Origin of the sequence: Streptomyces sp. NPDC026659 (assembly GCF_040638245.1) — a bacterium.
Taxonomy (GTDB): Bacteria; Actinomycetota; Actinomycetes; order Streptomycetales; family Streptomycetaceae; genus Streptomyces.
On sequence record NZ_JBEZXY010000006.1, the window covers coordinates 374,727 to 400,575 of the forward strand.

Annotated in this window: 23 protein-coding genes and 1 riboswitch; of the genes, 16 read left to right on the forward strand and 7 right to left on the reverse strand. The window is 71.6% G+C overall.

Annotated features, from left to right (window positions below; translation table 11 throughout):
- Positions 1-87: 87 nt before the first annotated feature.
- Together AB0E91_RS18110 and AB0E91_RS18115 are read right to left on the reverse strand one after the other, a co-directional pair.
- Positions 88-1,482 (reverse strand): solute carrier family 23 protein, encoded by a 1,395-nt coding sequence (locus tag AB0E91_RS18110; protein ID WP_361782259.1) that lies wholly within the window; start codon positions 1,480-1,482, stop codon positions 88-90.
- A 179-nt stretch (positions 1,483-1,661) separates the two neighbouring features.
- A complete protein-coding gene (locus tag AB0E91_RS18115; RefSeq protein ID WP_361782262.1) occupies positions 1,662-2,879 on the reverse strand; it encodes an MFS transporter in 1,218 nt (405 codons plus the stop codon).
- Positions 2,880-2,998: 119 nt separating this feature from the next.
- Here AB0E91_RS18115 and AB0E91_RS18120 point away from each other — a divergent pair, with 119 nt between their 5' ends.
- Entirely contained in the window at positions 2,999-4,246 is a 1,248-nt protein-coding gene (locus AB0E91_RS18120) for an ROK family transcriptional regulator (RefSeq protein ID WP_361782265.1), read from the forward strand.
- 20 nt (positions 4,247-4,266) lie between these two features.
- Here the strand turns inward: AB0E91_RS18120 and AB0E91_RS18125 are convergent, their stop codons facing one another.
- Entirely contained in the window at positions 4,267-5,001 is a 735-nt protein-coding gene (locus AB0E91_RS18125; protein ID WP_361782268.1) for an NAD(P)H-binding protein, read from the reverse strand.
- A gap of 321 nt (positions 5,002-5,322) precedes the next feature.
- Positions 5,323-5,453, forward strand: a riboswitch (FMN riboswitch).
- A gap of 154 nt (positions 5,454-5,607) precedes the next feature.
- Here AB0E91_RS18125 and AB0E91_RS18130 point away from each other — a divergent pair.
- The 9 genes from AB0E91_RS18130 (at position 5,608) to AB0E91_RS18170 (ending at position 13,146) form a co-directional block, all read left to right on the forward strand.
- On the forward strand, positions 5,608-6,213 hold the full coding sequence (locus tag AB0E91_RS18130; protein ID WP_361782271.1) for a riboflavin synthase: 606 nt from the start codon (positions 5,608-5,610) through the stop codon (positions 6,211-6,213).
- On the forward strand, positions 6,210-6,848 hold the full coding sequence (locus tag AB0E91_RS18135; RefSeq protein ID WP_361782274.1) for a nicotinamide mononucleotide transporter family protein: 639 nt from the start codon (positions 6,210-6,212) through the stop codon (positions 6,846-6,848). The genes AB0E91_RS18130 and AB0E91_RS18135 overlap by 4 nt, the downstream gene beginning before the upstream one ends.
- Positions 6,845-8,188 (forward strand): bifunctional 3,4-dihydroxy-2-butanone-4-phosphate synthase/GTP cyclohydrolase II, encoded by a 1,344-nt coding sequence (locus tag AB0E91_RS18140; protein ID WP_361782277.1) that lies wholly within the window; start codon positions 6,845-6,847, stop codon positions 8,186-8,188. Before AB0E91_RS18135 ends, AB0E91_RS18140 begins: the two co-directional genes overlap by 4 nt.
- A 26-nt stretch (positions 8,189-8,214) precedes the next feature.
- The gene (gene ribH / locus AB0E91_RS18145; protein ID WP_361116683.1) at positions 8,215-8,700 is read left to right on the forward strand and encodes a 6,7-dimethyl-8-ribityllumazine synthase; all 486 of its coding nucleotides are present in this window, start codon (positions 8,215-8,217) and stop codon (positions 8,698-8,700) included.
- A 33-nt stretch (positions 8,701-8,733) separates the two neighbouring features.
- Positions 8,734-9,006, forward strand: a complete 273-nt coding sequence (locus tag AB0E91_RS18150; protein WP_026249121.1) for a phosphoribosyl-ATP diphosphatase — start codon at positions 8,734-8,736, stop codon at positions 9,004-9,006.
- Positions 9,007-9,071: 65 nt separating this feature from the next.
- Positions 9,072-9,929: an ATP phosphoribosyltransferase gene (gene hisG / locus AB0E91_RS18155; protein WP_361782282.1), complete on the forward strand. Its 858-nt coding sequence runs from the start codon at positions 9,072-9,074 to the stop codon at positions 9,927-9,929.
- Positions 9,930-9,943: 14 nt separating this feature from the next.
- Positions 9,944-10,402, forward strand: a complete 459-nt coding sequence (locus AB0E91_RS18160; protein WP_361782285.1) for a PH domain-containing protein — start codon at positions 9,944-9,946, stop codon at positions 10,400-10,402.
- A 288-nt stretch (positions 10,403-10,690) separates the two neighbouring features.
- Positions 10,691-12,025, forward strand: a complete 1,335-nt coding sequence (locus tag AB0E91_RS18165; RefSeq protein WP_361782288.1) for a hemolysin family protein — start codon at positions 10,691-10,693, stop codon at positions 12,023-12,025.
- Positions 12,022-13,146 (forward strand): hemolysin family protein, encoded by a 1,125-nt coding sequence (locus AB0E91_RS18170; protein ID WP_361782291.1) that lies wholly within the window; start codon positions 12,022-12,024, stop codon positions 13,144-13,146. Before AB0E91_RS18165 ends, AB0E91_RS18170 begins: the two co-directional genes overlap by 4 nt.
- 32 nt (positions 13,147-13,178) lie before the next feature.
- Here AB0E91_RS18170 and AB0E91_RS18175 read toward each other — a convergent pair whose 3' ends face one another.
- Complete coding sequence (locus tag AB0E91_RS18175; RefSeq protein WP_361782294.1) at positions 13,179-15,044, reverse strand: AAA family ATPase; 1,866 nt, start codon at positions 15,042-15,044, stop codon at positions 13,179-13,181.
- Between the two features lie 428 nt (positions 15,045-15,472).
- Complete coding sequence (locus AB0E91_RS18180; RefSeq protein WP_361782463.1) at positions 15,473-16,093, reverse strand: hypothetical protein; 621 nt, start codon at positions 16,091-16,093, stop codon at positions 15,473-15,475.
- Between the two features lie 251 nt (positions 16,094-16,344).
- Here AB0E91_RS18180 and AB0E91_RS18185 point away from each other — a divergent pair, with 251 nt between their 5' ends.
- The 3 genes from AB0E91_RS18185 (at position 16,345) to AB0E91_RS18195 (ending at position 20,588) form a co-directional block, all read left to right on the forward strand.
- Positions 16,345-17,301 (forward strand): hypothetical protein, encoded by a 957-nt coding sequence (locus tag AB0E91_RS18185; protein ID WP_361782297.1) that lies wholly within the window; start codon positions 16,345-16,347, stop codon positions 17,299-17,301.
- Between the two features lie 39 nt (positions 17,302-17,340).
- The gene (locus AB0E91_RS18190) at positions 17,341-18,882 is read left to right on the forward strand and encodes an amino acid permease (protein ID WP_361782300.1); all 1,542 of its coding nucleotides are present in this window, start codon (positions 17,341-17,343) and stop codon (positions 18,880-18,882) included.
- 344 nt (positions 18,883-19,226) lie between these two features.
- Positions 19,227-20,588 carry a peptidase C39 family protein gene (locus tag AB0E91_RS18195; RefSeq protein ID WP_361782303.1) on the forward strand — a complete coding sequence of 454 codons (1,362 nt, stop codon included), beginning with the start codon at positions 19,227-19,229 and terminating at the stop codon, positions 20,586-20,588.
- Positions 20,589-20,710: 122 nt separating this feature from the next.
- Here the strand turns inward: AB0E91_RS18195 and AB0E91_RS18200 are convergent, their stop codons facing one another.
- A complete protein-coding gene (locus AB0E91_RS18200) occupies positions 20,711-21,733 on the reverse strand; it encodes an alpha/beta hydrolase (RefSeq protein WP_361782306.1) in 1,023 nt (340 codons plus the stop codon).
- Between the two features lie 369 nt (positions 21,734-22,102).
- Here AB0E91_RS18200 and AB0E91_RS18205 point away from each other — a divergent pair, with 369 nt between their 5' ends.
- Positions 22,103-22,774, forward strand: coding sequence for a TetR/AcrR family transcriptional regulator (locus AB0E91_RS18205; protein ID WP_361782309.1), 672 nt, complete (start codon positions 22,103-22,105; stop codon positions 22,772-22,774).
- A gap of 315 nt (positions 22,775-23,089) precedes the next feature.
- On the forward strand, positions 23,090-24,262 hold the full coding sequence (locus tag AB0E91_RS18210) for an acyl-CoA dehydrogenase (protein WP_361782312.1): 1,173 nt from the start codon (positions 23,090-23,092) through the stop codon (positions 24,260-24,262).
- Between the two features lie 432 nt (positions 24,263-24,694).
- Here the strand turns inward: AB0E91_RS18210 and AB0E91_RS18215 are convergent, their stop codons facing one another.
- Positions 24,695-25,144: a hypothetical protein gene (locus AB0E91_RS18215; RefSeq protein WP_361782315.1), complete on the reverse strand. Its 450-nt coding sequence runs from the start codon at positions 25,142-25,144 to the stop codon at positions 24,695-24,697.
- Positions 25,145-25,353: 209 nt separating this feature from the next.
- Here AB0E91_RS18215 and AB0E91_RS18220 point away from each other — a divergent pair, with 209 nt between their 5' ends.
- Positions 25,354-25,794: an Lrp/AsnC family transcriptional regulator gene (locus tag AB0E91_RS18220; RefSeq protein ID WP_018548954.1), complete on the forward strand. Its 441-nt coding sequence runs from the start codon at positions 25,354-25,356 to the stop codon at positions 25,792-25,794.
- Positions 25,795-25,849: the final 55 nt, after the last annotated feature.

Sequence of the window (25,849 nt, forward strand, 5' to 3'; positions counted from 1 at the left end):
GGGCCGTACGGACCGGTGCTTCGCCGGAACGGGCGAACGGCGCGCGCCGCCGCGGTCAGGAACGGGCGCACGGCGGGGGCGTCGCGGTCAGGACTTGCCGGGCTCCGGCGTCTCGTCGTCGTACGACGACGTGCCCTCGTCCAGCAGCGGCTCCTGCACCTTGAGGTGCGCCGGGGCGAAGGCGCGCAGCGCGTGGTAGCCGGTGATGACGACCAGGGTGCCGAGCGCGATGCCGCTCAGCGAGAAGGTGTCGGAGAACTTCATGGTGACGTTGCCGACGCCGATGATGATGCCCGCGGCCGCCGGGACCAGGTTCAGCGGGTTGCGCAGGTCCACCTTGCCGTGCAGCCAGATCTGCGCGCCGAGCAGGCCGATCATGCCGTACAGGATGACGGTGATGCCGCCGAGCACACCGCCCGGGATCGCGGCCACGACCGCGCCGAACTTCGGGCACACGCCGAAGAGCAGGGCGAAGCAGGCGGCGGCCCAGTAGGCGGCGGTGGAGTAGACGCGGGTCGCGGCCATGACGCCGATGTTCTCGGAGTAGGTGGTGTTCGGCGGGCCGCCCACGGCGGTCGAGAGCACCGAGGCGACACCGTCGGCCGAGATCGCCGTACCCAGCTGGTCGTCCAGCGACTTGCCGGTCATCTCGCCGACCGCCTTGACGTGCCCCGCGTTCTCGGCGACCAGGGCGATCACGACCGGCAGTGCGACCAGGATCGCGGACCACTGGAAGCTGGGGCCGTGGAAGTGGGGCAGCCCGATCCAGTCGGCCTTGGCGACGCCGGAGAGGTCCAGGCGCCAGTGGTCGGTGATCTTGCCGCTCGCGTCCGCCGAGTGGATCTTGCCGAAGGCCAGGTCGAAGACCCAGGAGATGAGATAGCCGAAGACCAGGCCGAGGAAGATCGCGATGCGCGACCAGAAACCGCGCAGACAGACGACCGCCAGACCGGTGAACAGCATGACGAGCAGCGCCGTCCACTGGTCCTGCGGCCAGTAGACGGTCGCGGTGACCGGGGCGAGGTTGAAGCCGATCAGCATGACCACGGCGCCGGTGACGATCGGCGGCATCGCGGCGTGGATGATCCGCGCGCCGAAGCGCTGCACCGCGAGTCCCACCAGGAACAGCACCGCGCCGACGACCAGGATCGCGCCGGTCACGGTAGCGCTGGTGCCGCCGTCCGCCCGGATCACGGCGGCCACGCCCACGAACGACAGCGAGCAGCCCAGATAGCTCGGCACCCGCCCGCGCGTGGCGAGCAGGAAGATCACCGTCGCCACACCCGACATCATGATCGCCAGGTTGGGGTCCAGGCCCATGAGCACGGGGGCGACGAAGGAGGCTCCGAACATCGCCACGACGTGCTGGGCGCCGAGGCCCACCGTGCGGGGCCAGCTGAGCCGTTCGTCGGGGCGTACCACCGCTCCGGGTGCGGGTGACTTGCCGTCCCCGTGCAGTTTCCAGCGGACGCCGAGGTCCATGGTGGGGTTTCGCTTTCTCTGTACCGATGTGGGTCTGCACCATTGTCGGGGGTCAGGGGCGGTGCCCCGGCCCTTTGTCCCCGCGCGCGGCCCGGATGCCGGGGACGCGCGGGGTCTGGTGCCCGACCCTTCCGACCAGGGAAGTTTCCCCCGGGCGGTCGGCCGGAACGATCAGCGCCTCAGGCCGGAGGCCCCGGCACCGCCTCGGCCTGCCGCGCGGTCTCGGTCGTGCCGCCGCGCCCGGCGGTGCGCAACACGCCCGCGAACAGGGCGAGTCCGAGGGCCAGTACGGTCACCACGGCGAACGACACGGTCAGGCTGGTCGCCTGGGCCACCCCGCCGATCAGGCTCGGCGCGACCAGTCCCGAGGTGTAGGTGATGGTGGCGACGCCCGCGATGGCCTGGCTCGGGTTCGGGCCCGCGTGTCCGGCCGCCGCGAAGCACAGCGGGACGACCACGGCGATGCCGAGACCCATGAGCGCGAAGCCGGTCATCGCGACAGCGGGCCGGTCCGCGACGACGACCAGCAGACCGCCGAGCCCCGCGAGGACCCCGCCCGCCCGTACGGTGCGCACCGGGCCGAAGCGGTCGACCACCGCGTCCCCGGCGATCCGGGCCACCGCCATGGTCAGCATGAACCCGGTCGTCGTGGCCGCCGCGAGCCCGGGCGAGCCGCCGAGCCGGTCCCGCAGGAACACCGCCGACCAGTCCAGGTTCGCCCCCTCGGCGAACACCGCGCAGAAGCCGACCGCGCCGATCAGCAGGGCCGAGCGGGGCGGCAGCGCGAACCTCGGCGGCGCCTCCTCCTCTTCCGCGGGCCGCAGGTCCAGCACCCAGGTGCAGGCGACCAGGCCGAGCACGGTCAGTACGGCGGCGGCCAGTACATGGTGCAGCCGGGCGTCCGAGCCGAGGTGCGCGGCGAGGGTGCCGGCCGCCGAGCCGATCAGCGCGCCCGCGCTCCACATGCCGTGCAGACCGGACATGATCGACCGTCCGAGCCGCTGCTCGACCTCCACCCCGAGGGCGTTCATGGCCACGTCGGCCATGCCCGCGGCTGCGCCGTAGGCGAACATCGCCAGGCAGAGCGTGAGCAGGTTCGGCGCCAGCGAGGGCAGCACCAGGGAGAGCGTCCAGAGGGTGAGCAGTCCGCGCAGTGCCGTACGAGTGCCGAAGCGGTGCGTGATACGGCCCGCCAGCGGCATCGCGCAGGAGGCGCCGAGCGCGGTGAAGGCGAGCGAGAAGCCGAGCTGTCCCGCGCTCAGGTCCGCGTGGTCCTGGATCCAGGGCACGCGGGTGGCGAACGAGCCGGTCACCGCGCCGTGCACGGCGAACACGGCCGCGACGGCGAAGCGGGCGCGCCTCAGCGTCGCGGCCGGGAACTCCTTCTCGTCGCCCATGTCAGGTCCCCTCCCCAGGAGTCACCGGCAGTACGCCGCGAAAACTATCAGGGAGCCTGCCTGATAGATAGTGGGCGTACGGCCACGCGCCGTCCCGCCCCTCTGGGAGGATTCCGGTCATGCCCGCATCACCGAGCACCGCCCGGCTCATCAACGACCGGCTCGCCCTCCGCCTCCTCCAGCGGGAGGGCTCCCTCACCGCGGGCCGCCTCAAGCAACTCACCGGCCTCTCCCGCCCGACGGTCGCCGACCTCCTCGAACGCCTCGCCGCCTCCGGTCTCATCACCGTCGTCGGCGAGTCCGGCGCCGAACGCCGGGGCCCCAACGCCCGCTTGTACGGCATCGTCGCCGACCGGGCCCATCTCGCCGCGCTGGACGTGCGCACGGGCGGTGTCCTCGTGCTGGTCTCCGACCTGATCGGGCGCGTCCTGGCCGAGGTCTCCGTGCCGATCGACGGGGAGGCGGGGACGGGAGCGGCCGTGGAGCGTGCGGTGGGGGCGGTGGAGCGGGCGGCGACGGAGGCGTCCGGGGGAGCGGGGTGGGGGCGCCTGCACACCGTCGGCATCGGGGCGCCGGGGCTCGTGGACCCCGCCACCGGCGAACTGCGCGACTCCAGCGGACTGCCCGCCTGGCACCGGAGTCTGGTCGCCGCGCTCCAGGAGCGGTTGCCCGAAGCACGGGTGACCGTCGAGAACGAGACCAACCTCGCCGCCGTGGCCGAGCAGCGCGAGGGCGCCGCCCGCGACCGGGACACCTTCGTCCTGCTCTGGCTCGGGCACGGAGTCGGCGCCGCCGTCGTCCTCGACGGCACCCTGCGCCGGGGCGCCTCCGGCGGTACGGGCGAGATCGGCTTCCTGCCGGTGCCGGGGACGGGCGGGCTGCCCTCCGCGACCGACTGCGAGGGCGGCTTCCACGCCCTGGTGGGGGCGGCGGCGATCGGCGCGCTGGCGGCGCGGTGCGGGCTGCCCGTGCCGGGGGTCATGGACGGACCGGGGGCGGCCCGGGTGGTGGCGGAGGCGGTGCAGGCGTTGGCGGGGCCGGGTGGGGAGGCCGCGGCCGCCGCGGATGCCGTGCATGCGGGAGGTTTCCTGGACGCCCTCGCCGACCGCGTCGCCATGGGCGCCGCCTCCGTGGCCGCCCTGCTCGACCCCGGCTGCGTCGTGCTCGGAGGTGAGGTCGGGCAGGCCGGGGGAGCGGAGCTGGCCGGACGGGTGGCGGAGCGAGTGCGGCGGATGTCGCCGCTGGCCACCGAGGTGCGGGCGAGCGAACTCGGTGGCGGAGCCGTGCTGCGCGGGGCCCTGCTGACCGCCCGCGACCGGGCGCAGGACGAGCTCTTCACCCCGCCGGGCCACCGGGACGCCCTTTAGGCCCTGGGAACCCCCAGCCCCTACCGCCCCGCCAGATACTCCTCGAACGTCACCTTCCCCACCGCCTCCTCCGGTGTCAGATGCCCGCCCGCGCGGAACGCCCGGTACGTCCGCCCCGCGAGCGGCACCTCCGCCAGGAGCCGGCGCCGTCCGGTGGCGTGGAGGTAGGCGCGGGCCAGGGAGCGCAGGGACCGTACCTCCGGGCCGCCCATGTCGGGCACCCGGCCTGCCGGTGCTGTCTGGGCCAACTCGGCCAGCCGGGCGGCCACTTCGGTCACCTCCACCGGCTGGTCGGAGAGCCCGGCGGGGAGGAGGGAGAGGGGAGGGGCGGTGAGAGCCCGGAGTGCCGTGGCCACCAGGTCGTGGAACTGGGTCGTCCGCAGCACGGTCCAGTCGAGGCCCGAGTCCTCGATCCGCCGTTCCACCGCGAGCTTGGCGCGGTAGTAGCCGAGCGGCACCCGGTCCACGCCGACGATCGAGATGTGGACCAGGTGTGCCGTACCGGCGCGCCGCGCGGCGGCGATCAGATGGTCCACCGCCTGTTCGTCCCCGCCCCGGGGACTGCTCGCGCAGTGCACCACCGTGTCCACGCCCGTGAGGGCCGCGTCCAGGCCCGGACCGCCCGCGCGCAGATCGACGGCGTACGGCTCGGCGTGCCTGCTGAGCACCCGTACCGCGTGGCCGTCCTCCCGCAGCCGCCCCACGACATGCCGCCCGAGCGTGCCGGTCCCGCCGGTCACCAGGATCGTGCTCATCCGTCCTCCACTTCCCCTGCGGGGCGCTTCACCCCTTCAGAAGTGGGACGGACGGCTGCGCGCGGATGTGACATGGAGGTCGTGGTGACCCGGCGGCGGGCAAGGGCCGTCGTCACCGCCGCCGGGTCCGTCCGCACCTTAAGAGGACTAGACCACTGTGGTCAATAGGTCCGGACCATGCTCAACACGACTGTGAGGAAAGGGGGTTGAGCAGCGCGTTGGTGAGCGGCGCGAGCCGGACCGCCACCCCTGTGAGACAGCCCACACCACCCGCCCGCATGGGTGGCAGTCGGGCATGGCAGACTTGCCGTGTACCAGAAGCAGCGCACTCCGGGGTCGGTGAAATTCCGAACCGGCGGTTACAGTCCGCGACCCGGTCGCTTCCAGCGGCCGGTTGACCAGGTGAAATTCCTGGACCGACGGTTAAAGTCCGGATGGGAGGCAGTGCGCGGCGGGCGGGCATCACCGATGCGCGCCGCCGTATCAGGACCGTCCACACGCGGACGTGCCCCCTCGGCGTCGCACCCGGTAGCGCCCCGTCCGTTCCTGCCGTCGTCATCGACGAGCCCCGGAGTCCGTGCCCCATGAGGCAGGAGGACCCGGGAAGTGTTCACCGGAATCGTCGAAGAGCTGGGTGAAGTCACCGCCGTCGAGAATCTCGACGACGCCTCCCGTTTCCGGCTCCGAGGTCCCGTCGTCACCGAAGGCGCGCGGCACGGCGACTCCATCGCCGTGAACGGAGTCTGTCTCACCGTCGTGGACCACGAGGGCGACGAGTTCACCGCCGACGTCATGGCCGAGACGCTGAAGCGCTCCAGCCTGGGCGTCCTCGCCGTCGGCTCCCGGGTCAACCTGGAGCGCCCCACCGCGGTCGGCGCCCGCCTCGGCGGCCACATCGTGCAGGGACACGTCGACGGCACCGGCGAGGTGCTGGCCCGTACCCCCTCCGAGCACTGGGAGATCGTGAAGATCTCGCTGCCCGCCGACCTCTCCCGCTACGTTGTGGAGAAGGGCTCCATCACGGTCGACGGCATCAGCCTCACCGTGGTCGAGGCGGGCGCGGACTTCTTCACCGTCAGCCTCATCCCGACCACCCTCGCCCTGACCACGCTCGGCCACAAGCAGCCCGGCGACCCGGTCAACCTCGAGGTCGACGTCATCGCCAAGTACGTGGAGCGGCTGCTCGCGGCCGGGCAGGGAGACGCGCGGTGAACTCACTCAACTCCGAGGCGTTCACGCTGTTCGGCCAGCACATCCTCTGGTCCGACATGCTGGGCAACGTCTTCGGCCTGGCGGCCCTCGCCCTCGGCTGGCGCCGCTCCCTGTGGACCTGGCCGGTCCAGTTCGTCTCCGGCCTGATCCTCTTCGCCGCCTTCTACGGCCATCTGACCGGCAGCGCGGGCAAGCAGGCGGTCGTCATGGCCGTCGCCCTCTACGGCTTCTGGCAGTGGCAGCGGGGCAGGAGCACCGCAGGGGGACACATCAGCCCCCGCTTCGCCACCTGGCGCGAGCGGACCGCGATGATCGCCGCCGCGGTCATCGGCACGGTCGCCGTCGCCCTGCTCTTCACCGCCTACCCGTCCCTGTCCTGGGACCCCTGGCCGGACGCCTACATCTTCGTCGGCACCATCGTCGCCATGTACGCCCAGGCCAAGGGCATGACCGAGTTCTGGATCGCCTGGCTCCTGGTCGACGTGGTCGGCGTCCCCCTCAACTTCGCCAACGGCTACGCCTTCTCCGGCTTCGTCTACGTCATCTACGGCGCGCTCGTCCTGTGGGGAATGCGCGACTGGTGGCTGCGCTCCCGCGAGGCGGCGCGGCCCGTCCTGGAAGGAGCCCCGGCATGACCTCGGCACCGCCCCTGCACCACCTCGACACCGACAGCGCCGAGGACTTCACGCTCGACCCGGTCGAGCGCGCCGTCGCCGACATCGCGGCCGGCCGCCCGATCGTCGTCGTGGACGACGAGGACCGGGAGAACGAGGGCGACCTCGTCATCGCCGCCGAGAAGATCACCCCCGAGATCGTCGCCTTCATGATGAGCGAGTGCCGGGGTCTGATCTGCGCGCCCATGGAGGGCGCCGAACTCGACCGGCTCCGGCTGCCGCAGATGGTCGAGGACAACACCGAGGCCCTGCGCACCGCCTTCACCGTCTCCGTCGACGCCTCCGCCGCGCACGGCGTGACCACCGGCATCTCCGCCGCCGACCGCGCCACCACGCTCCAACTGCTGGCGAGCGGCACCGCCGAGCCCGCCGATCTGGTGCGCCCCGGCCACATCTTCCCGCTGCGTGCCCGCGAGGGCGGCGTCCTGGTGCGCGACGGCCACACCGAGGCCGCCGTCGACCTCGCCCGCCTCGCCGGACTGCGCCCGGCCGGTGCCATCGTGGAGATCGCGGGCGAGGACGGCCGGATGCTGCGGCTGCCCGAGCTGATCCCCTTCGCCCGCAAGCACGGCCTGACGATCATCTCCATCGCGGACCTGATCACGTACCGCCGCGCCCAGGAGACCCCGGCCGCGGTGCCCGCGCAGAACGCGACCGGCGCGACCGCCGCCGAGCCCGCCGTCCGCCGAGAGGCCGAGACCCGGCTGCCCACCCGCCACGGCGTCTTCACCGCCTACGGCTACCGGGCCGCCGACGGCGTCGAGCACGTCGCCCTCGTCCACGGCGAACTCGGCGACGGCGAGGACGTCTTGGTCCGCGTCCACTCCGAATGCCTCACCGGAGACGTCTTCGGCTCCCTGCGCTGCGACTGCGGCCCCCAGCTCGACGCCGCCCTGGAGCGCATCCAGGCCGAGGGCCGGGGCGCCGTCGTCTATCTGCGCGGACACGAGGGCCGGGGCATCGGCCTGCTGTCCAAGCTGCGCGCCTACGAACTCCAGGAGCGCGGCCGCGACACCCTGGACGCCAACCTCGAACTCGGCCTGCCCGCCGACGCCCGCGACTACGGCGCGGGTGCCCGCATCCTCGCCGACCTCGGCGTGCGCAGTGTCCGCCTGATGACCAACAACCCCGACAAGACCGAGGCGTTGGAACGCCACGGTCTGAAGGTCACCGACCGCGAGGCGATGCCCGTCCGCGCCGGTGAGCACAACCTCCGGTATCTGCGCACCAAGCGCGACCGGATGGGCCACGACCTGCCCTGGCTGGACACCCCCACCGTGTCCACCTGCGGCGACCAGTAAGCGAAAAGCACTTAGGAGAGACAGACGTGAGCGGCAAGGGTGCACCGGAGCTGTCCGTACGCAATGTGAGCGACCTCAGGGTCGCCGTCATCGCGGCGCAGTGGCACGACAAGGTGATGGACGGCCTGCTGAACGGCGCCACGCGCGCCCTGCACGAGCTGGGGATCGACGAGCCGACGGTCATCCGCGTCCCCGGCAGCTTCGAACTGCCCGTGGCCGCCAAGGTCCTCGCGGGCCGCGGCTACGACGCGATCGTCGCCCTCGGCGTCGTCATCCGGGGCGGCACCCCCCACTTCGACTATGTGTGCCAGGGCGTCGCCCAGGGCCTCACCCAGGTCTCGGTGGAGACCGGCGTCCCCGTCGGTTTCGGCGTGCTGACCTGCGACAACGAGGAGCAGGCCCTGGACCGGGCCGGCATCGAGGGCTCCCACGAGGACAAGGGCCACGAGGCGGTCACCGCCGCCGTCGCGACCGCGGCCACGCTGCGCTCGGTGTCCGAACCCTGGCACTGAGGCACCCCCGGAGCGCGTAGGGTGGAGACCACCATGTCCAAGAAGACGTTCGAGGAGCTGTTCACCGAGCTCCAGCACAAGGCAGCCACCGGCGACCCCGCCACCTCCCGCACCGCCGAACTGGTCGGCAAGGGCGTCCATGCCATCGGCAAGAAGGTCGTCGAGGAGGCCGCCGAGGTCTGGATGGCCGCCGAGTACGAAGGCAAGGAAGCGGCGGCCGAGGAGATCTCCCAGCTGCTGTACCACGTCCAGGTGATGATGGTCGCCCGCGGCATCTCGCTGGACGACGTGTACGCCCATCTCTGAACCGCCCTCCGCGTATCCCCCGTTCCACCGCACCACCCACGTCACACGAAGGAAGCCGAAACCTCATGCTGCGCATCGCTCTCCCCAACAAGGGTTCCCTGTCCGGACCTGCGGGGGAGATGCTGCATGAGGCCGGCTACCGGCAGCGTCGCGAGTCCAAGGAACTGCGCGTCGTCGACCCGGTGAACGAGGTCGAGTTCTTCTACCTCCGCCCCCGCGACATCGCGCTCTACGTCTCCTCCGGCCGCCTCGACATCGGCATCACCGGCCGCGACCTGCTGATCGACTCCGGCGCCGGTGCCGAGGAGATCCTGCCGCTCGGCTTCGCCCGCTCCACCTTCCGCTTCGCCGCCAAGCCCGGCACCGCCGGCGGCGTCGAGGACCTCAAGGGCCGTACCGTCGCCACCTCCTACGAGGGCATCGTCGCGGGCCACCTCGCCGACCGCGGTGTGGACGCCTCCGTCGTCCACCTCGACGGCGCCGTGGAGACCGCCATCGAACTGGGCGTCGCCGAGGTCATCGCGGACGTCGTGGAGACCGGCACCTCGCTGCGCAACGCGGGCCTGGAGGTCTTCGGCGACCCGATCATGACCTCCGAGGCCATCGTGATCCGCCGCACCGGCGCGGCCGGCGACGAGGCCGCGGAGCCCAAGGTCCAGCAGTTCCTGCGCCGCCTCCAGGGCGTCCTGGTCGCCCGCACGTACGTGATGATGGACTACGACTGCCGCGTCGAGCAGCTGGAGAAGGCCGTCGCGCTCACGCCCGGCCTGGAGTCCCCGACCGTCTCCCCGCTGCACAACGAGGGCTGGGTCGCCGTCCGCGCCATGGTCCCCACCAAGGACGCCCAGCGCATCATGGACGACCTCTACGAGATCGGCGCCCGCGCCATCCTCACCACCGCCATCCACGCCTGCCGCCTGTGAGGGACACGCCCCGGATGTCCGACACCCCGCCCGCCCTCCCGGTCACCTTCCGGCCGGGCCGTACCCGGGCCATCCTGCTCACCGCCGGAGTCGTGATCTTCGTGGTCATCTCCGGGATCGGGCTGCTCCTGGAGAAAGCCGGCCCGGGGGAGCAGCTCACCTTCGTGGTCACCGGCGCGCTCATCTTCTGGGTGCTGGCACAGCTCGCCCGGGTGAAGGTCGTCGCCGAGGACTCCGGTGTGACCGTCGTCAACATCGCGAGCAGCCGCAAGCTGGACTGGGCGGAGATCGTCCAGGTCAACCTGCGTCAGGGCGACCCCTGGGTGTTCCTGGACCTCACCGACGGCACCAGCCTGCCCGCGCTCGGCATCCAGCCCGGCGTCGCCAAGCAGCGGGCCATCGCCGACGCGCGGTCCCTGCGCACTCTGGTGGAGCAGCGCGCGCCGCGCGATCCCGAGCCCTCTCAGGGCTGAGCCCCGAGGGTGGTCCGGCCCGAGGTCAGGGACGGATCAGGGGCGGTTCGGGGACGGTTCGGGGCCGCCGCCCCTGCCGCACCGGCCCCTGTCTTGACTAATCTGTTGGCGGAGGCGTCCCCATGGCGCCTCCGCCTCCGTCGTGCCACGCCCGGCGCGCACGGAGGTTTCCCTGCTATCCGAGGAGTGACCCTCTCCGGCGATGGACGGATCGTCCTGTAGTACCTGCGCCGCCCCCTGCCGACATACCGCGGACCCGTTCCGCGTACATGGCGAGGCGGCGGCATCATGACCACCTCTCTGCTGCTTCTCGCGGCGGCCCTCCTGCTCATCCTCGCCAACGGCTTCTTCGTGGCGGCCGAATTCGGCCTCGTCACGGTCGAGCGGCCCGACGCCGAGAAAGCCGCCGCCGACGGCGACAAGCGCGCCCACCGGGTCGTGGAATCGCTCAAGGAGCTGTCCTTCCAGCTCTCCGGCACCCAGCTCGGCATCACCATCACCTCCCTGGTCGTCGGCATGCTCGCCGAACCGGCCCTGGCCGACCTGCTGGACGGCCCCGTGGGCGCGCTCGGCGTCCCCGAGGGCGTGGCCTCCGGCATCGCCGTCATCGTCGGCATGCTGCTCGCCTCCGCGGTCCAGATGGTGATCGGCGAACTCGTGCCCAAGAACTGGGCGGTGTCCAAGCCGCTCCAGGTCGCGCGCTTCGTCGCGGGCCCGCAGCACCACTTCGCGCGCCTGTTCCGCCCGGTCATCGCCGTGCTGAACACGGTCGCGAACAGGCTGGTGCGCGCGCTCGGCGTCGAGCCCGCCGAGGAACTGGCCTCCGCCCGCACCCCCGGTGAACTGGTCTCCCTGGCCCGGCACTCCGCACAGGCCGGAGCCCTGGAGCAGGACACCGCCGACCTGTTCGTGCGCACGCTCTCCCTGGGCGAGCTGACCGCACAGCACGTCATGACCCCGCGCGTGAAGGTCAGCGCGCTTGAGGACTCGGCCACCGCCGAGGACGTGGTCAATCTGACCCGGGCCACCGGCCTGTCCCGCTTCCCCGTCTACCGGGAGAAGATCGACGACGTGGTCGGCATGGTCCACCTCAAGGACGCCCTGGCGGTCCCGGCGCACGAGCGCCTGCGCACCCCGGTCGCCCGCATCGCCCGCAAGGCACTCCTCGTCCCGGAGACCCTGCCGGTGCGGCCGCTGCTGACCCGGCTGCGCAGCGAGCAGCCCATCGCGGTCGTCGTCGACGAGTACGGCGGCACGGCGGGCGTGGTCACCCTGGAGGACATCGTCGAGGAACTCGTCGGCGAGGTCCGCGACGAGCACGACCGCCAGGACGTGCCCGAACTCGTCGCCGCCCCGCCCGAGGACGGCCGCCCCGCCTGGGACGTGGACGGCGGCTGCCGGGTCGACGTGCTCCGGCGCATCGGCCTCGAAGCCCCCGAGGGGCCGTACGAGACCGTCGCCGGTCTGGTCGCCGACCTGCTCGGCCGTATCCCCGCGCCCGGTGACCGGGCCGAACTGCCCGGCTGGCGGCTCTCGGTGCGCCAGGTCCGCCACTACCGCGCCGAGCGGGTCCGCGTGATCCGCACGGCCCCGGTGGCCGCGGTGAAGGAGACCGTGCGATGAGCGTCCTGCAACTCCTCTTCGCGGCGCTGCTCGTGCTCGCCAACGGCTTCTTCGTCGGCGCCGAGTTCGCGCTCGTCTCCGTGCGCCGCAGCCAGATCGAACCGCTCGGTACCGCGCGGGCCCGCCAGGTCCTGCACGGTCTGGAGCGGCTGCCGCAGATGATGGCGGCGGCGCAGTTCGGCATCACCGTCTGCTCCCTGACCCTGGGCGCGGTGGCCGAGCCGACCGTGGCCCATCTCCTGGAGCCGCTGTTCGAGGCGGTCCACCTCCCCGAGGGCATGATCCATCCGCTGGGCTACGCCATCGCGCTCGCCGCGGTGGTCTTCTTCCACCTGGTCATCGGCGAGATGGTCCCGAAGAACCTCGCCATGGCCGCCCCGGAGAAGGCCGCGATCTGGCTCGGTCCCGGCCTGGTGTACTTCGCCCGGCTCTGCCGGCCGGTCACGGTGGCCCTCGGCGCCTGCGCCCAGGGCATCCTGCGGCTCTTCCGCGTCGAGCCCAAGGACGAGGTCGAGGCCGTCGTCACCAGCGAGCAGCTCAACCGCCTCCTTGAGGACTCCGGCCAGGCCGGACTGCTCGACCCCGAGGAGCAGGAGCGCCTGGAGGACGCGCTGGAGCTGGGCTCCCGCCCGGTCACCGACGTCCTCCTCAAGCGGGAGTCCCTGGTCACCGTGGAGCCCTCGGTGACCCCGGCGGAGATCGTGGAGCTGACGGCGCGCACCGGCTACTCCCGCTTCCCGGTGGCCGCCTCGGCCAAGGGGGCCTTCATGGGGTACGTCCACGTCAAGGACGTACTCGACCTGGAGGACTCCGGGCGTGCGGTGCCCCAGCACGTCTGGCGGCCCATGGCCACGCTCCGCGCGGAACTCCCGCTGGACGACGCGCTCGGCGTGATGCGCCGGGAGGCCACCCATCTGGCTCAGGTGGCCGACGCCTCCGGGCGGGTGCTCGGTCTGGTCGCCCTGGAGGACGCGCTCGAACTGCTGGTGGGCGAGGTCCGCGACCCGGCCCATCCGCACCCCGCGCCGTCGCCGCACGAGTCGCCGAAGCCGGAGCGGTCCGGCGCGGAGGTCTCGGCGCCGAGACAGAGCGGGGAGCCGGAGCAGGCCCTGACGGCCTGACCGAGGTCATGCGCAGGCCGCGGGGCCCGTCGTCACATCGCCGACGGGTCCTGCGGCCCCCGCCCCGACAGCACCTCGCCGTACGCCTGCATCAGATCGGGCAGCCGCAGCGTGGCGAGATCGTCCCGGGACAGCGCGCCCGGGTACACCGAGAGCCGCAGATCCCGGTAGGCGCAGCTCTTCTCGTACAGCGTGCGCAGGAAGCGGCCGTTGCCCAGCTCGTCGATCCATCCCTGGTCGACCACGTGCCCGGCGATGGACCGCAGCTCCTCCACCGCCTCGTCGTCCCACCGGTCGCCGTTCTCCGCCGCCAGCACCCGGCCGATCTCGGTGAGTTCGCCGGGGCGGTACGACGGAAAGTCCACCCGGGTCGTGAAGCGGGAGGACAGCCCGGGGTTGGCGGCCAGCAGCCGGTCCATGCCCTCCGGATAGCCGGCCAGGATCACCACCAGATGGTCCCGGTTGTCCTCGGCCCGCTTGAGCAGCACCTGCAGCGCCTCGTCGCCGTACGCGTCGCCCTTGCCGTACCCGGAGTTGGAGAGCGCGTACGCCTCGTCCACGAACAGCACGCCGCCGATGGCAGAGTCGATCAGCTCGTTGGCCTTCACGGCGGTCTGGCCCAGGTACTCGCCGACCAGGTCGGCGCGCTGGGCCTCCACCAGATGGTCGCCGCCGAGCAGGCCGAGGGCGTAGAAGACGCGGCCCAGGATGCGGGCGACGGTGGTCTTGCCGGTGCCCGAGGGGCCGGAGAAGACGAAGTGTCGTTTCGGCGGCTGCACCGGCAGGCCCTGTCCGGCCCGCAGCCGCGCCATGTTGAGCTGTGCGGAGAGCGCCTTCACCTGGCGCTTGACCGGTTCGAGGCCGACCATGCGCTCCAGCTCGGCCAGCGCCTCCTCCAGTAAGGCGGGGTCGGTGGGCCCGGTGGGCAGCGGTGCTGAAGCGGACGTACCGCTTTTCACGCGGACCGCGCGGTCCGGTACGGAGGGCAGGGGGCCGGTCGGCAGGTCCGGTTCGGGCAGGCGCAGATCGCGGCCCTCGGTGCCGAAGAGCGGATCGAGGGTGTCCGGGCCGTCCATGGCGTCCTGTCCGGCACCGGCCAGCGTGATCGCGGCGAAGTCGCCCGGGTCGTCGTACCCGTCGCCCTCGGCGATGGCGGCGAGGCGGGCCGAGGTGTCCATGAAGGCCGGGTCGACCCGGTGCACCGCCCGGTACAGCGGCAGGGCGGCGGCACTGCGGCCGGTGCCCTCGTGCGCGCGGGCCAGCCAGTAGCGCAGCTCCTTGCGCTGGGGCTGCTCGCTGCGGCAGCGCATCAGGGCCGCCGAGAGCAGCGGCTCGGCCTGGCCGTACATCTCCAGGCGCACCCGGGCCATGCCGCCGAACAGCCCGGCCTCGATGCCGAGCAGCGAGTCGTCGAGCAGCGGATCGGTGTGCCGCGTCAACTGGTCCCAGTCCTTGACCAGATAGGAGCGGCACGCGTGCAGGAAGCGGACCTGCGGGTCGGTGTCCACCGGGGGCAGCCCGGCAAGAGCCCGGTCCAGCTCCGGCACATGGCGGCCGTCCAGCCAGTGCGAGGCGTGCGCGAGCAGCAGATCTCTCGGGCTCTCCAGCACCGGCTGCACCCACCAGCCCAGCCAGTACCAGGAGTTGAGGGCGCGGCGGTGCCGGGCGCGCTGTTCCCCGAAGCGGTCGCGGTGCCGGAACATCCGCAGCAGCGCGGTCGTCGTGTCCACGCGCAGCGCGTGCAGCCCGAGCCAGGCGTCGGCCATCCCCGGGTCCATCCGCACCGCGGCGCGGAACTCCTCCTCCGCCTGCGGGTAGGCGCCCATCGTGTAGGCGTCCACGCCCCGCGTCCAGGCGAGGTCGGCCGGGGCCTCGGAGCCCCGCGTGCCGAAGTCCATCATCCCCCCACGAGCAGTGCCCCGATGGTCACCACCGGGCAGGCGCCCGACGGTTGCCGCGGTCGAACCGCTGTGCCGCGGAACGGAGTTGCAGGTGCGCGAGGCAGCAGCTCGAAGGTCGCACCGAGGGCATCGTACCCGTGGGACGACCAGGTGCCGAAGGGTGTGACAGGGGCCGTTGTACGAGGTGGGAGCATACGGGGCGCACACCGCGCGGTGACCCAGAGTGAGAATCCGGGGCCGCCGAGGGGCCCGGAGGCGGCGTCAGGGCAGAACGAAGCCCCCAGTCACGGGGGAACAACCGGGGGCTTCGTGTCAGCGGGGCGACTCCGGGGAGCCGCACATTGAGAACGTAAGACCTGTACGGGCCCTCGGTCAAGCGGAGTTGGGGCGCTCGTGAAAGTTGATCGCCGCCTGTCTTCACAAGTTCACCACACCGCCGATGGTCCCTCACGGTGAGTGACATCTTGGTCCGGTCCATCGGTCATCGCGGGCCCCGGCAGCACCTCGTACCCCTCCTGCGCCTGCCGCACCAGAAGATCCGCACGGGGGCGCGAGGGGTCGTCCGCGAAGTGCGCGCGCTCCGCCGCCGTCCAGCCGTCCCAGAACTCCCGCTGCGCCTCGCCGTCCCGCCGCCGCCCGCGCGCCCACGCCTCCGGCGCCGGCAGCTCCATCCACAGCAGCAGCGCCAGACGCGGGCGCAGCTCCCGGCGGCCCGCGCCGACTCCCTCCACCAGGACCACCGGCGCGGGCGGCAGCGGGCGGGGCGGCCCGAAGACGCGCAGATTCCAGTCGTAGGGCGTGTACCGCGCGCTCTCGCCGCGCGCCAGCGGAGTGATCACCTGCTCCGTGAAGCGGCCGGTCCAGTCGAAGAGGTGGTCGTGGCTCGCGAAGTCGTCCAGGTGCAGCACGGGTGCCCCGCCGAGCGCGGCCGCCAGGCGGGCGGCGAAGGTGGACTTCCCGGAACCGGCGTGCCCGTCGACGCCGACCAGCCGGACCGGACCCAGGGACGGAGGGAGGGCGCGCAGCCGGGCGGCGAGGTGCTGAATGGCGATTCCCGAGGTGTGGTGCGGTGTGGGGGAGTTCTCCGGAAACAGTCTAGTAGCGGCCGGTGCGAGCACTCGCGCGGGCACCGAAAGGTCACCCCTTGAACCACTGGCTGACTTCCGGTCAATGAGGGGATATTACGTTCCGATTCCGCCGACCGATTTGTGAATTTAGGCGTTCCCGGTGCGGCGGCGGCTGAGTAAGGTGCGTCCTGCGCAACTGTGATGCGCCGTATGCGGACGGACAGGAGAGCATGGCCGCGGAGTTATTCGAAGGGCACTATGTATGGCATCCGGCGGCCGACGACCGTGTCCTGGCGAGTGTTTGCGTCGATGTGCGCGCCGGGCGTTATCGCTACGCCCAGGAGGCCCTGGCCGAGACGCGTTCCGACTTCGGCCTGCGCGCCCACCGCTCCCTGGTGCTCGCCTCCGAGGCGGCCGGCACCGACCTGGTCGAGCAGTGGCTCGCCGAGGAGGCCACGCCCGAGTCCACGCTGATGTGGGCCAGGGTCGCCGTACAGCGCGCGATGCGGGCCGCCGACGCGCGCGACGAGCGCGCCGAGACGCTGGAACGGATCGCCCTCACGGCCTGCGACCGGGCCGCCGCCCTCGCTCCCGACGACCCCACGCCCTGGGTCGCCAAGCTCGCCATGGCCCGGCTGCACCGGCTGCGCGACCCCGCGCCGAAGGGCCTGCTCACCTCGCCGCCCGGCCCTTGGCGGCTGTTCTCGCACGTCCTGTCCCTCGACCCCTGGAACCGCGAGGGCCACCACCGCTTCCTCTCCTTCTTCTTCACGCGCCACGGCGGCTCGGTGAACGCGGCCTGGGACGTGGCCGCCTTCCTCAGTCAGCGGGCGCCCGCCGACTCCGCGCTGCGGCTGCTGCCCCTGGTGGCCCTGGTGGAGAGCTACAACCCCACCCAACTGCTCGCGGACCGGGTGTGGGAGCAGCCCCAGTGGCGCTCCACCACCCTGGCCGCCTACCGCAACTGGCTGCCCACGGTGGCCGGTTACCGCTTCACCCCTGTGCTCGACCTGGCCTACCTCGCGCACGCACTGGTCATGGCCCAGTGCGAGTTCGAGGCCCGGGCGGTCTTCGCGGCGATGGGTCCGTACGCCTCGCGCATGCCCTGGAGTGCCTTCGGCGACCCCGCCGAGCAGCTCTCCCGGGCCCGGCGCGCGTGCGGGCTGCCCGTCCCCGGACCCGCCTGACCCCGTACCCGCTCTGTCCCCCAACAGAAAGGCCGAGCTGTGTCGGAACGGATATCGACGCCCCGGGAGAAGTCCCGGGGGGACGAGGAACCGGTCGTCCTCGACGACGACGCGACGCTGCACGCTATGGGTTATCCGCGAAAACTGACGCGCCGTTTCAAGGCGTTCGACAATTTCGCGATCTCCTTCACCATCATCAATATCCTCTCGGGTATTTTCTCCTCCTTCGGATTCGGTATGAATGCGGGCGGACCCCGTGTTCTCGTGTTCGGCTGGATCGGCGTCTCGGTGATGGTCCTGTTCATCGGTGCCGCGATGGCGGAGGTGGCCTCCGCCTATCCGACGAGCGGTGCGCTGTATTTCTCGGCGGGCAAGCTCGCCAAGCGGCACAAGGGCGCCTGGTCGTGGTTCACCGGGTGGCTGAACTTCGTCGGTCAGATCGGCGGAACCGCCGCCACGGGTTACGCGGCCGCCACCTTCATCCAGGCGTTCGTCGCTCTCCAGTGGCCGTCCTACGAGCCGACCGCGCACCAGACCGTGCTGCTCACGGCCCTGATCATCGTGCTCCAGGGGCTCGCCAACACCTACACCGTCCAGCTGGTCGCCCTGCTGAACCGGATTTCCGTGTGGTGGCTGCTGATCGGACTCGTGGTCATCGTGACCGCACTCATCGTGATTCCGGATCACCACCAGTCGGCGTCGTTCGTCACGCATTTCGAGAACAACACCGGCTTCACCAACGGCCTTTACGGCGGCATGTTGGGTCTGCTCGTCACCAGCTGGACGTTCACCGGGTTCGACGGCAGCTTCCACATGTCCGAGGAAACGGTTCAGGCCACCGTCAACGCGCCGAAGGGGATCACCCGGGCCATCGGCTATTCGGCCGTCACCGGCCTGATCCTGATGCTGGCACTGGTCTACAGCATTAGCGACTACGCCAAGGTGGCCGGCTCCGACGCGCCTCCCGTCCAGATTCTCATCGACGGTCTCGGACTCGGCGCCGCCAAGGCGATGCTGCTCATCGTCATCGGTGCGATGCTCTTCTGCGGTCTCGCCAACCTCACCAGCAACACCCGGCAGATCTTCGCCTTCTCCCGCGACGGCGCGATGCCCGGCTCCCGCTGGTGGCACTCCGTCTCCCCGCGCACCCGGACGCCCGTCAAGGCCGTGTGGCTCGCCGTCGCGTGCTCGCTCGCCCTGGTGGTCCCCGGCTGGTGGTCGCACACGGCCTTCACCGCCATCGTCAGCGTCAACGTGGTCGGGCTCTTCCTCGCCTACGCGGTGCCGATCTTCCTCCGGCTGCGCCTCGGCGACGAGTTCCAGCCCGGCCCCTGGCACCTCGGCCGCTGGGGCCGCCCCATCGGCTGGCTCGCGGTGATCTGGATTCTCCTCAGCAGCGTCCTCTTCATGCTCCCGCAGGCCTCGCCCATCACCGTCGACTCCTTCAACTACGCCCCCATCGCCCTGGCGGCCGTCATCCTGATCGCCACGGTCTGGTGGTTCACCACGGCCCGCCGCCGCTTCCAGGGCCCGGTCAGCTACGGCCGGCCGGACGAGGTGGCGGCGATGGATCTGATCTGAGGACTCCCTCCGGGGGTCCGGCAGGTTTCCACGCACGAGGGGGCCCGGGTACGCGTACCCGGGCCCCCTCGGGGTTGCCGTCGGCGGTACCGGGAGGCTGATGTGGACAGCGCCGGAAAGCCGATGCGGGCAGCGCCTGACCAGCCGTTCCGCCATCCCGGCGACCGGCGTCATTGGTTGAACCAATGTTCCTCGTGCGGCATGCGGGGAAGTGCTGGCAGGGGCATGGCGGGGGGCGCATAGTGGGCGCGAAGCCACGCGTCGTCCGCACCCGAATCCGCACCCGTTCCGCGCACCTGTTCCGCACCCGTTCGCACCTGGACTCCCTGGGGGTAGTCGCGTCCATGAGCAGAGCCCAGCAGCCCTCCCGCCGCCATGTCCTCGGGGCGGCCGTGGCCGTCGCGGTCAGCGCGGGGGCGGCCTCCGCCGTTCCCGCCGTCGCCGCTCCGGCCCTACAGCACGGCGGAGCGTCCGGCCGTCCCGTCGAGTACCACGCCTGGACCTCGTACACGGACTGGCGGCGCGGGACCGCACACGGAGTCCGGGCCGTCGCCGGATCGCGCCCCGGGATCGTGATCGCCGCGCCCGCGGGCCGTACCGACTACACCGACCCGCACACCGGCACCACCGCCACCTGGGAGTACGCCACCTGGACCTCGCCCGTCCACCGGCTGTCCGTGCCCGCCACCGAGGTCATCGCCTCCTGGAACGCGCACACCCCCGAGGGCACCTGGCTCCAGGTCGAGTTGACCGGCACCTACTCCGACGGCACCGCGACCCCCTGGTACGTGATGGGCCGCTGGGCCTCCGGCGACCAGGACATCCGGCGCACCTCCGTGGACGACCAGAGCGACGGCAAGAGTTCCGTCTGGACGGACACCTTCGCGATCGACGACGCGAGCACGGGCCTGCGCCTGGTCTCGTACCGCCTGCGCCTGACCCTGTACCGCAAGCCCGGCACCCACACGACCCCCGCGGTCCGCCGCCTGGGCGCCATGGGCTCGGACATCCCCGACCGCTTCACCGTCCCCGCCTCCGCCCCCGGCCTCACCCGCGAACTCGCCGTCCCGCGCTACTCGCAGGAGATCCACAAGGGCCAGTACCCGCAGTACGACAACGGCGGCGAGGCGTGGTGCAGCCCCACCTCCTCGCAGATGATCATCGAGTACTGGGGCGCCCGCCCCACCCCCGAACAGCTCTCCTGGGTCGACCCCTCCTACACCGACCCCCAGGTCTGCCACGCGGCCCGCTCCACCTACGACTACCAGTACGAGGGCTGCGGCAACTGGCCCTTCAACGCCGCCTACGCCGCCTCCTACTCCGGCCTCCAGTCCGTAGTCACCCGCCTCACCTCCCTCACCGACCTGGAAACCCTGATCGCGGCCGGCATCCCCGCCATCACCTCCCAGTCCTTCCTGAAAACCGAACTGACCGGCGCGGGCTACGGCACCTCCGGCCACCTCATGACAGTCATCGGCTTCACCACCGACGGCGACGTCATCGCCAACGACCCGGCGTCCGCGAGCGACGACGCGGTGCGGCGGGTGTACGCGCGGCGGGAGTTCGAGAACATCTGGCTGCGGACGAAGCGGTACAACGCCTCGGGGCAGGTCGCGTCGGGGACCGGTGGCGTCTGTTACCTGTACTTCCCGGAACACCCGACCCCGCGCCGGCGGGCGGCGCTCGCGGCGGTGGGGGTGCGCTGACCGAGGGCTCGTCGCGGCACGCCGGATTGGCCCTCGGGCCGGCCTCGGGCCGCCGCCGCGTCGCCACCTCCGGATCGTCTCGGCGGGGACGAACGGGGCGGTCCCCGGAACCGCCGAGGGAACTACCGGAGGTGGCCGTCGAACCAGCCGATGAGCTTTTCGGGGTGCTGTCCGAAGTAGTTGTAGGCGTAGAACCGCTGGTTGGAGCCCTCGATCCAGAACAGCTCCTTGTCCTCCGCGCCGATCGCGTCGAAGATCTCGGTGCCGTCCTTCTCGGCGTCGATCAGGAAGTCATGGCGCAGTTGGGCCATGAAGGTGGGCACCTTGACCGCGTGGGCGTACAACTGGGGGGATTCGTCGTCCAGGCGCATACCGCAGAGGCCGGCCAGCTTCGTGGCCAGCGCCTCGCGCGCCTTGTCCGGGTCGAGACCGATGTTCCTGGCGCCCTGTTCGATGAACGTCTTGCCGGACACCGTGTTGAGGACCACGAGGGCCTGGACACCGCCGAACTCCTCGGGCCAGAAGTTCATGGCGACGATCGTGGAATTGGCTCCCATGCACCGGCTGTAGAGCCCGAGCTTCATCGCCGCCAGGTTGTCCTGGCCACGGACGTAACGCAGCGATCCGACGACATCGCGGGCCTCGATCAGTCCGAGCCCGCTGGTGATGCCGTTGGCGTCGCTGCTCAGCCCGTGATTGCGGAGGTCGTAGGTGAGGATGTTGTAGCCGGCGTCGTGCAGGAAACGCAGCTCGGTCAGGAAGTCGACCTCGAAGCCACCGAACACACCCAGCTCGGTGTGCCACGGTTCGAGCTGTCCGGGGAATCCGTACCGGTTGCAGGTCATCGGGTGGTTGACCACGAGAAGGCGGTCCGAACCTTCGGCCGGGATGTACCAGGCCTCGAGTGGGACCCCGTCCTTGGAGGGGAACTGCACCTCTTCGTACGCCATCTCCACGTCGGTCGGACGCCTGAGCACCGGTGTGCGTGCACCGTGCGCGAACATCTGCGCGTACTGATCCACCAGTCCCTTCAGCTTCTCCTCGTCGGTGCCGGTGGGCTGCGGCAAAGTGGACAGGTCACGGTCATGCTGGCCGAGGTCGATGTCGACGTCGATCTGCTCGCCCTTGTCGTTGAACGCGATCATGGTTTCTGCTCCATGCTCCGGTCCGGGGTTCTGTTCGGGGGCGACCTCGAGGGTGTCGCGCCGGACGGGTCCGGTCGGCATGGAGTGGTCCGGTCCGACAGCGCAACGGCGACGCGAAGCGTTCCTCGCCGTTGACGCGTACGAAAGGCTGCACCGGTCGTGCAGGCCGCCCACAGTCACCCTCGCCCATGGGTTTTCTCGCCGCAAACGCTTCTGCCGTGCCCCAGGCCGCCCAGTGCCGCCCCCACCCAGTCCGCCCCGTCCGCTCCGTCCACTCCGTCCGCTCCGCCACGCCCCCTCACCCGAACGGCCGCCTCTGCCATACTGCGGATGTCCCGCCGACCGCAGAGACCAGGGCCGGAATTGAATATGCGTCAACAGCCCGTCGCCCTCAGTCAGGCAGTCGGCCCGGGTCGGCCGGCGCGTGGTACGGAGCGCTCCGCGGCGCGCAGGGCCGAGCTCATCGCCATCGGGCGCAGGCTGTTCGCCGACCGGTCCTACGACGCGCTGTCCATGGACGACATCGCACGGCAGGCGCATGTGGCCAAGGGGCTCATCTACTACTACTTCCGGTCCAAGCGCGGTTACTACCTCGCGATCATCCAGGACTCCGTCGCGGACCTGGTCACCTACGCCGCGAGCGGTCTCGAACTGCCCGCCGTGGACCGGCTGCACCGCACGCTCGACAGTTATCTGACGTTCGCGGAGCACCATCAGGCGGCCTATCGCACCATCGTCAGCGGCGGTGTCGGTTTCGACGCGGAGGTGCACGCGATCCGGGACGGGGTGCGCGAGGCGATCGTCGACACCATCGCCGAGGGCGCGTACGGCAGGACCGGCATCGGGCCGCTCGCTCGCAGCGGGCTGTTCTCCTGGGTGTGCAGTGTCGAGGGTGCCACCCTCGACTGGATCGACCGCCCGGCGCTGACCCGCGACACCCTGTGCGAGCTGCTCGTCAAGACGCTCGGCGGCACCCTGCGCGCGATCGAGGAGCTGGACCCCTCCTGCCCGGCCCCGCCCCCGGCCCGCCGGGACGGCTGACCCCGCCTCCGTCCGACCCCGTCCCATCCCGCCTCGCCCCACTCGCTTCGCCCCCGCTCACCACCCCCGCTTCACTCCGACGGCCCCGCGCTCCCAAGATCGGCAAAGCGCCGCGGGCCCTTTTCGGGTTTCCTGAAGTAAGCGCTCGTTAACTGGTGACGGGAGGTCGCCGATCGGGCATACTCACGGCACAGCCGCTGGTCAGCCGCCTCCGAGACCCGGAGCGGGCCATCGGCGAACCGGAACGATCAGGCGGAGCCGCCCGACCCGAGGCGCACCTCCGCCGGTGTGCCCGACAGGGAGGAGACCGACGCCATGTCCGACCGCGACCCGCAGCCGGTGGAGCGTCAACTGCCCACGGAAGAGGCCCGCGATCTGCTCGCGCTCGTCCGTGAGATCGCCCAGCGCGAGATCGCGCCGAAGGCGGCCGAGGAGGAGGACGCCGCCCGCTTTCCGCGCGAGGTCTTCACCCTGCTCTCGGAGGCGGGCCTGCTGGGCCTGCCGTACGACTCCGAGTACGGCGGAGGCGAGCAGCCCTACGAGGTCTACCTCCAGGTCCTGGAGGAGCTGGCCGCGGCCCGCCTCACCGTCGGCCTCGGCGTCAGCGTGCACACGCTCGCCTCGTACGCCGTCGCCACCCACGGCACCAAGCAGCAGCAGGTCGAGCACCTGCCCGCGATGCTCGGCGGCGGGCTGCTCGGCGCGTACTGCCTCTCCGAGCCCGCCTCCGGCTCGGATGCCGCCTCGCTGCGCACTCGGGCCGTCCGGGACGGCGACTCCTGGGTGCTCTCCGGCACCAAGGCGTGGATCACCCACGGCGGCATCGCGGACTTCTACACCGTCATGGCCCGCACCGGCGAGGACGGCCCGCGCGGTATCACGGCCTTCCTGGTCCCCGGCGACGCCGAGGGACTGAGCGCGGCCGTGCCCGAGAAGAAGATGGGTCTCAAGGGCAGCCCCACCGCCCAGGTTCACCTGGACGGCGTACGGGTCTCCGACGACCGGCGGATAGGTGAGGAGGGCCAGGGCTTCTCCATCGCCCTGTCGGCCCTGGACTCGGGCCGCCTCGGTATCGCCGCGTGCGCCATCGGTGTGGCCCAGGCCGCCCTGGACGCGGCGGTCGGCTACGCCACCGAACGCAGGCAGTTCGGCCACCCCATCGCGGACTTCCAGGGCCTGCGCTTCATGATCGCCGACATGGCCACCCAGATCGAGGCCGGTCGCGCGCTCTACCTGGCCGCCGCCCGGCTGCGCGACGCGGGACTGCCGTTCGCCAAGCAGGCCGCCATGGCCAAACTGCACTGCACCGACACCGCCATGCGGGTCACCACGGACGCCGTGCAGATCCTCGGAGGCTACGGCTACACTGCTGACTTCCCGGCCGAGCGCTACATGCGCGAGGCCAAGGTGCTCCAGATCGTCGAGGGCACCAACCAGATCCAGCGGATGGTCATCGCCCGTCATGTGGCGGGGCCGGAGGCTCGCTGAACTGCCCCCTGACCACCTGCGGGGCCGCCAGCTCGACCCACTCCGGGTCGTGGCGGCCCGGCAGGGTGCGGCCCCGGTCGGCCCAGGCGCGCATCATCTCCAGGTAGATGGGCGGGTCCTGCGGCGGCCGGGGCGCTGCCGGTTCCGCGGGCCGTGGGACGAAGGGCCGGCGCTGACGCCCGTTGGCCGTGTGCATGGGGGTCATGCCTGGCCAACGCGGGCCCGCCCGCCGGGGTCACCCTCGCGCCGAATCGAGCGTCAGTTCACTCGCGTCGGCCGTCGGCCACCCGTCCCGCGTCACCCGCGCGGCACGATATTTCACCCGTACGGCACGGCACTTCACCCGCACGGGGCCACGCCTCACCCGTACGGCACAACGCCCCGCCCCCGGTGCGGCTCGCACCGGGGGCGGGGCGTTCGTCGAAAGCGGGCTCAGGCGGCCCGGTCGCGCATCGCCGGTACGCGCATCGGGCGCGAGCCCGGGCCGCCGACGTGCGAGAAGGGCTGCGTGCGCCAGTCCAGACCCTGGGGGAGCGTCAGCAGCAGGGCGGTGTCCTGCTCCTGCGGCGCGTCGGACGCGTCGGCCGGGCGGGCGTCCGCCGCCGTACGGCCGGTGCCCGCGCAGACCGTGAGGCCGAACGGGTTCCACGGCGAGGCGCACCGCGCGTGCTCCGGCAGGATCTCCTCGTCCGCGAGGAGCGCGATGGGCTGCGCGCAGTCCGGGCAGATCACCCGGTACATCTCGAACGTGTCGTAGGTGTCCTCGGCGTCCAGGCTCTCGGCGTCGTCGTCGAAGTCGGGTTCGACGTACTCCGGCACGGGCTCGACGACGCGCGGCTGCCGCCTGGCGGCGGAACGGACGGGGCGCTTGACACTCTGCATGGGATTCTCCCCCTAAGGCTGGGCCGTGAAGGCACTGCGGCCTCGACCACAGCAAGCACTTCCCGTCCACTCTCGGCGGTAATCGTGAGAACATCACGCAGCGCGCACAAGTCCTGTGGTGTTCGTCACATGACGGTGTGAGCGTACCCCGCATGACCTGCGCAGCTCGGGTACCGGAAAGGATCGTGCGGCCTGTAGGTTCTTGCGACATGGAGGAGCTGGACCGACAGATCGTGCAGCTGCTCGTCAAGGACGGGCGGATGAGCTACACAGACCTGGGCAAGGCCACGGGCCTGTCCACGTCGGCCGTGCACCAGCGGGTGCGCCGGCTCGAACAGCGGGGCGTCATCCGCGGCTACGCGGCCGTCGTCGACCCCGAGGCCGTCGGGCTGCCGCTGACCGCCTTCATCTCGGTCAAACCCTTCGACCCCAGTGCCCCGGACGACATCGCGGACCGGCTCGCCGGTGTCCCCGAGATCGAGGCCTGTCACAGCGTCGCCGGGGACGAGAACTACATCCTCAAGGTGCGCGTGGCCACCCCGCACGAGCTGGAGGAGCTGCTCGCCCGGCTGCGCTCGCTGGCCGGGGTCTCCACCCGCACCACGGTCGTGCTCTCCACGCCGTACGAGGCGCGTCCGCCGAGGATCTGACCCCCGTCGGCCCCCATCGGTCCCGTCCGCCCCGGTTCCCGCCCTCCCGCGCGCA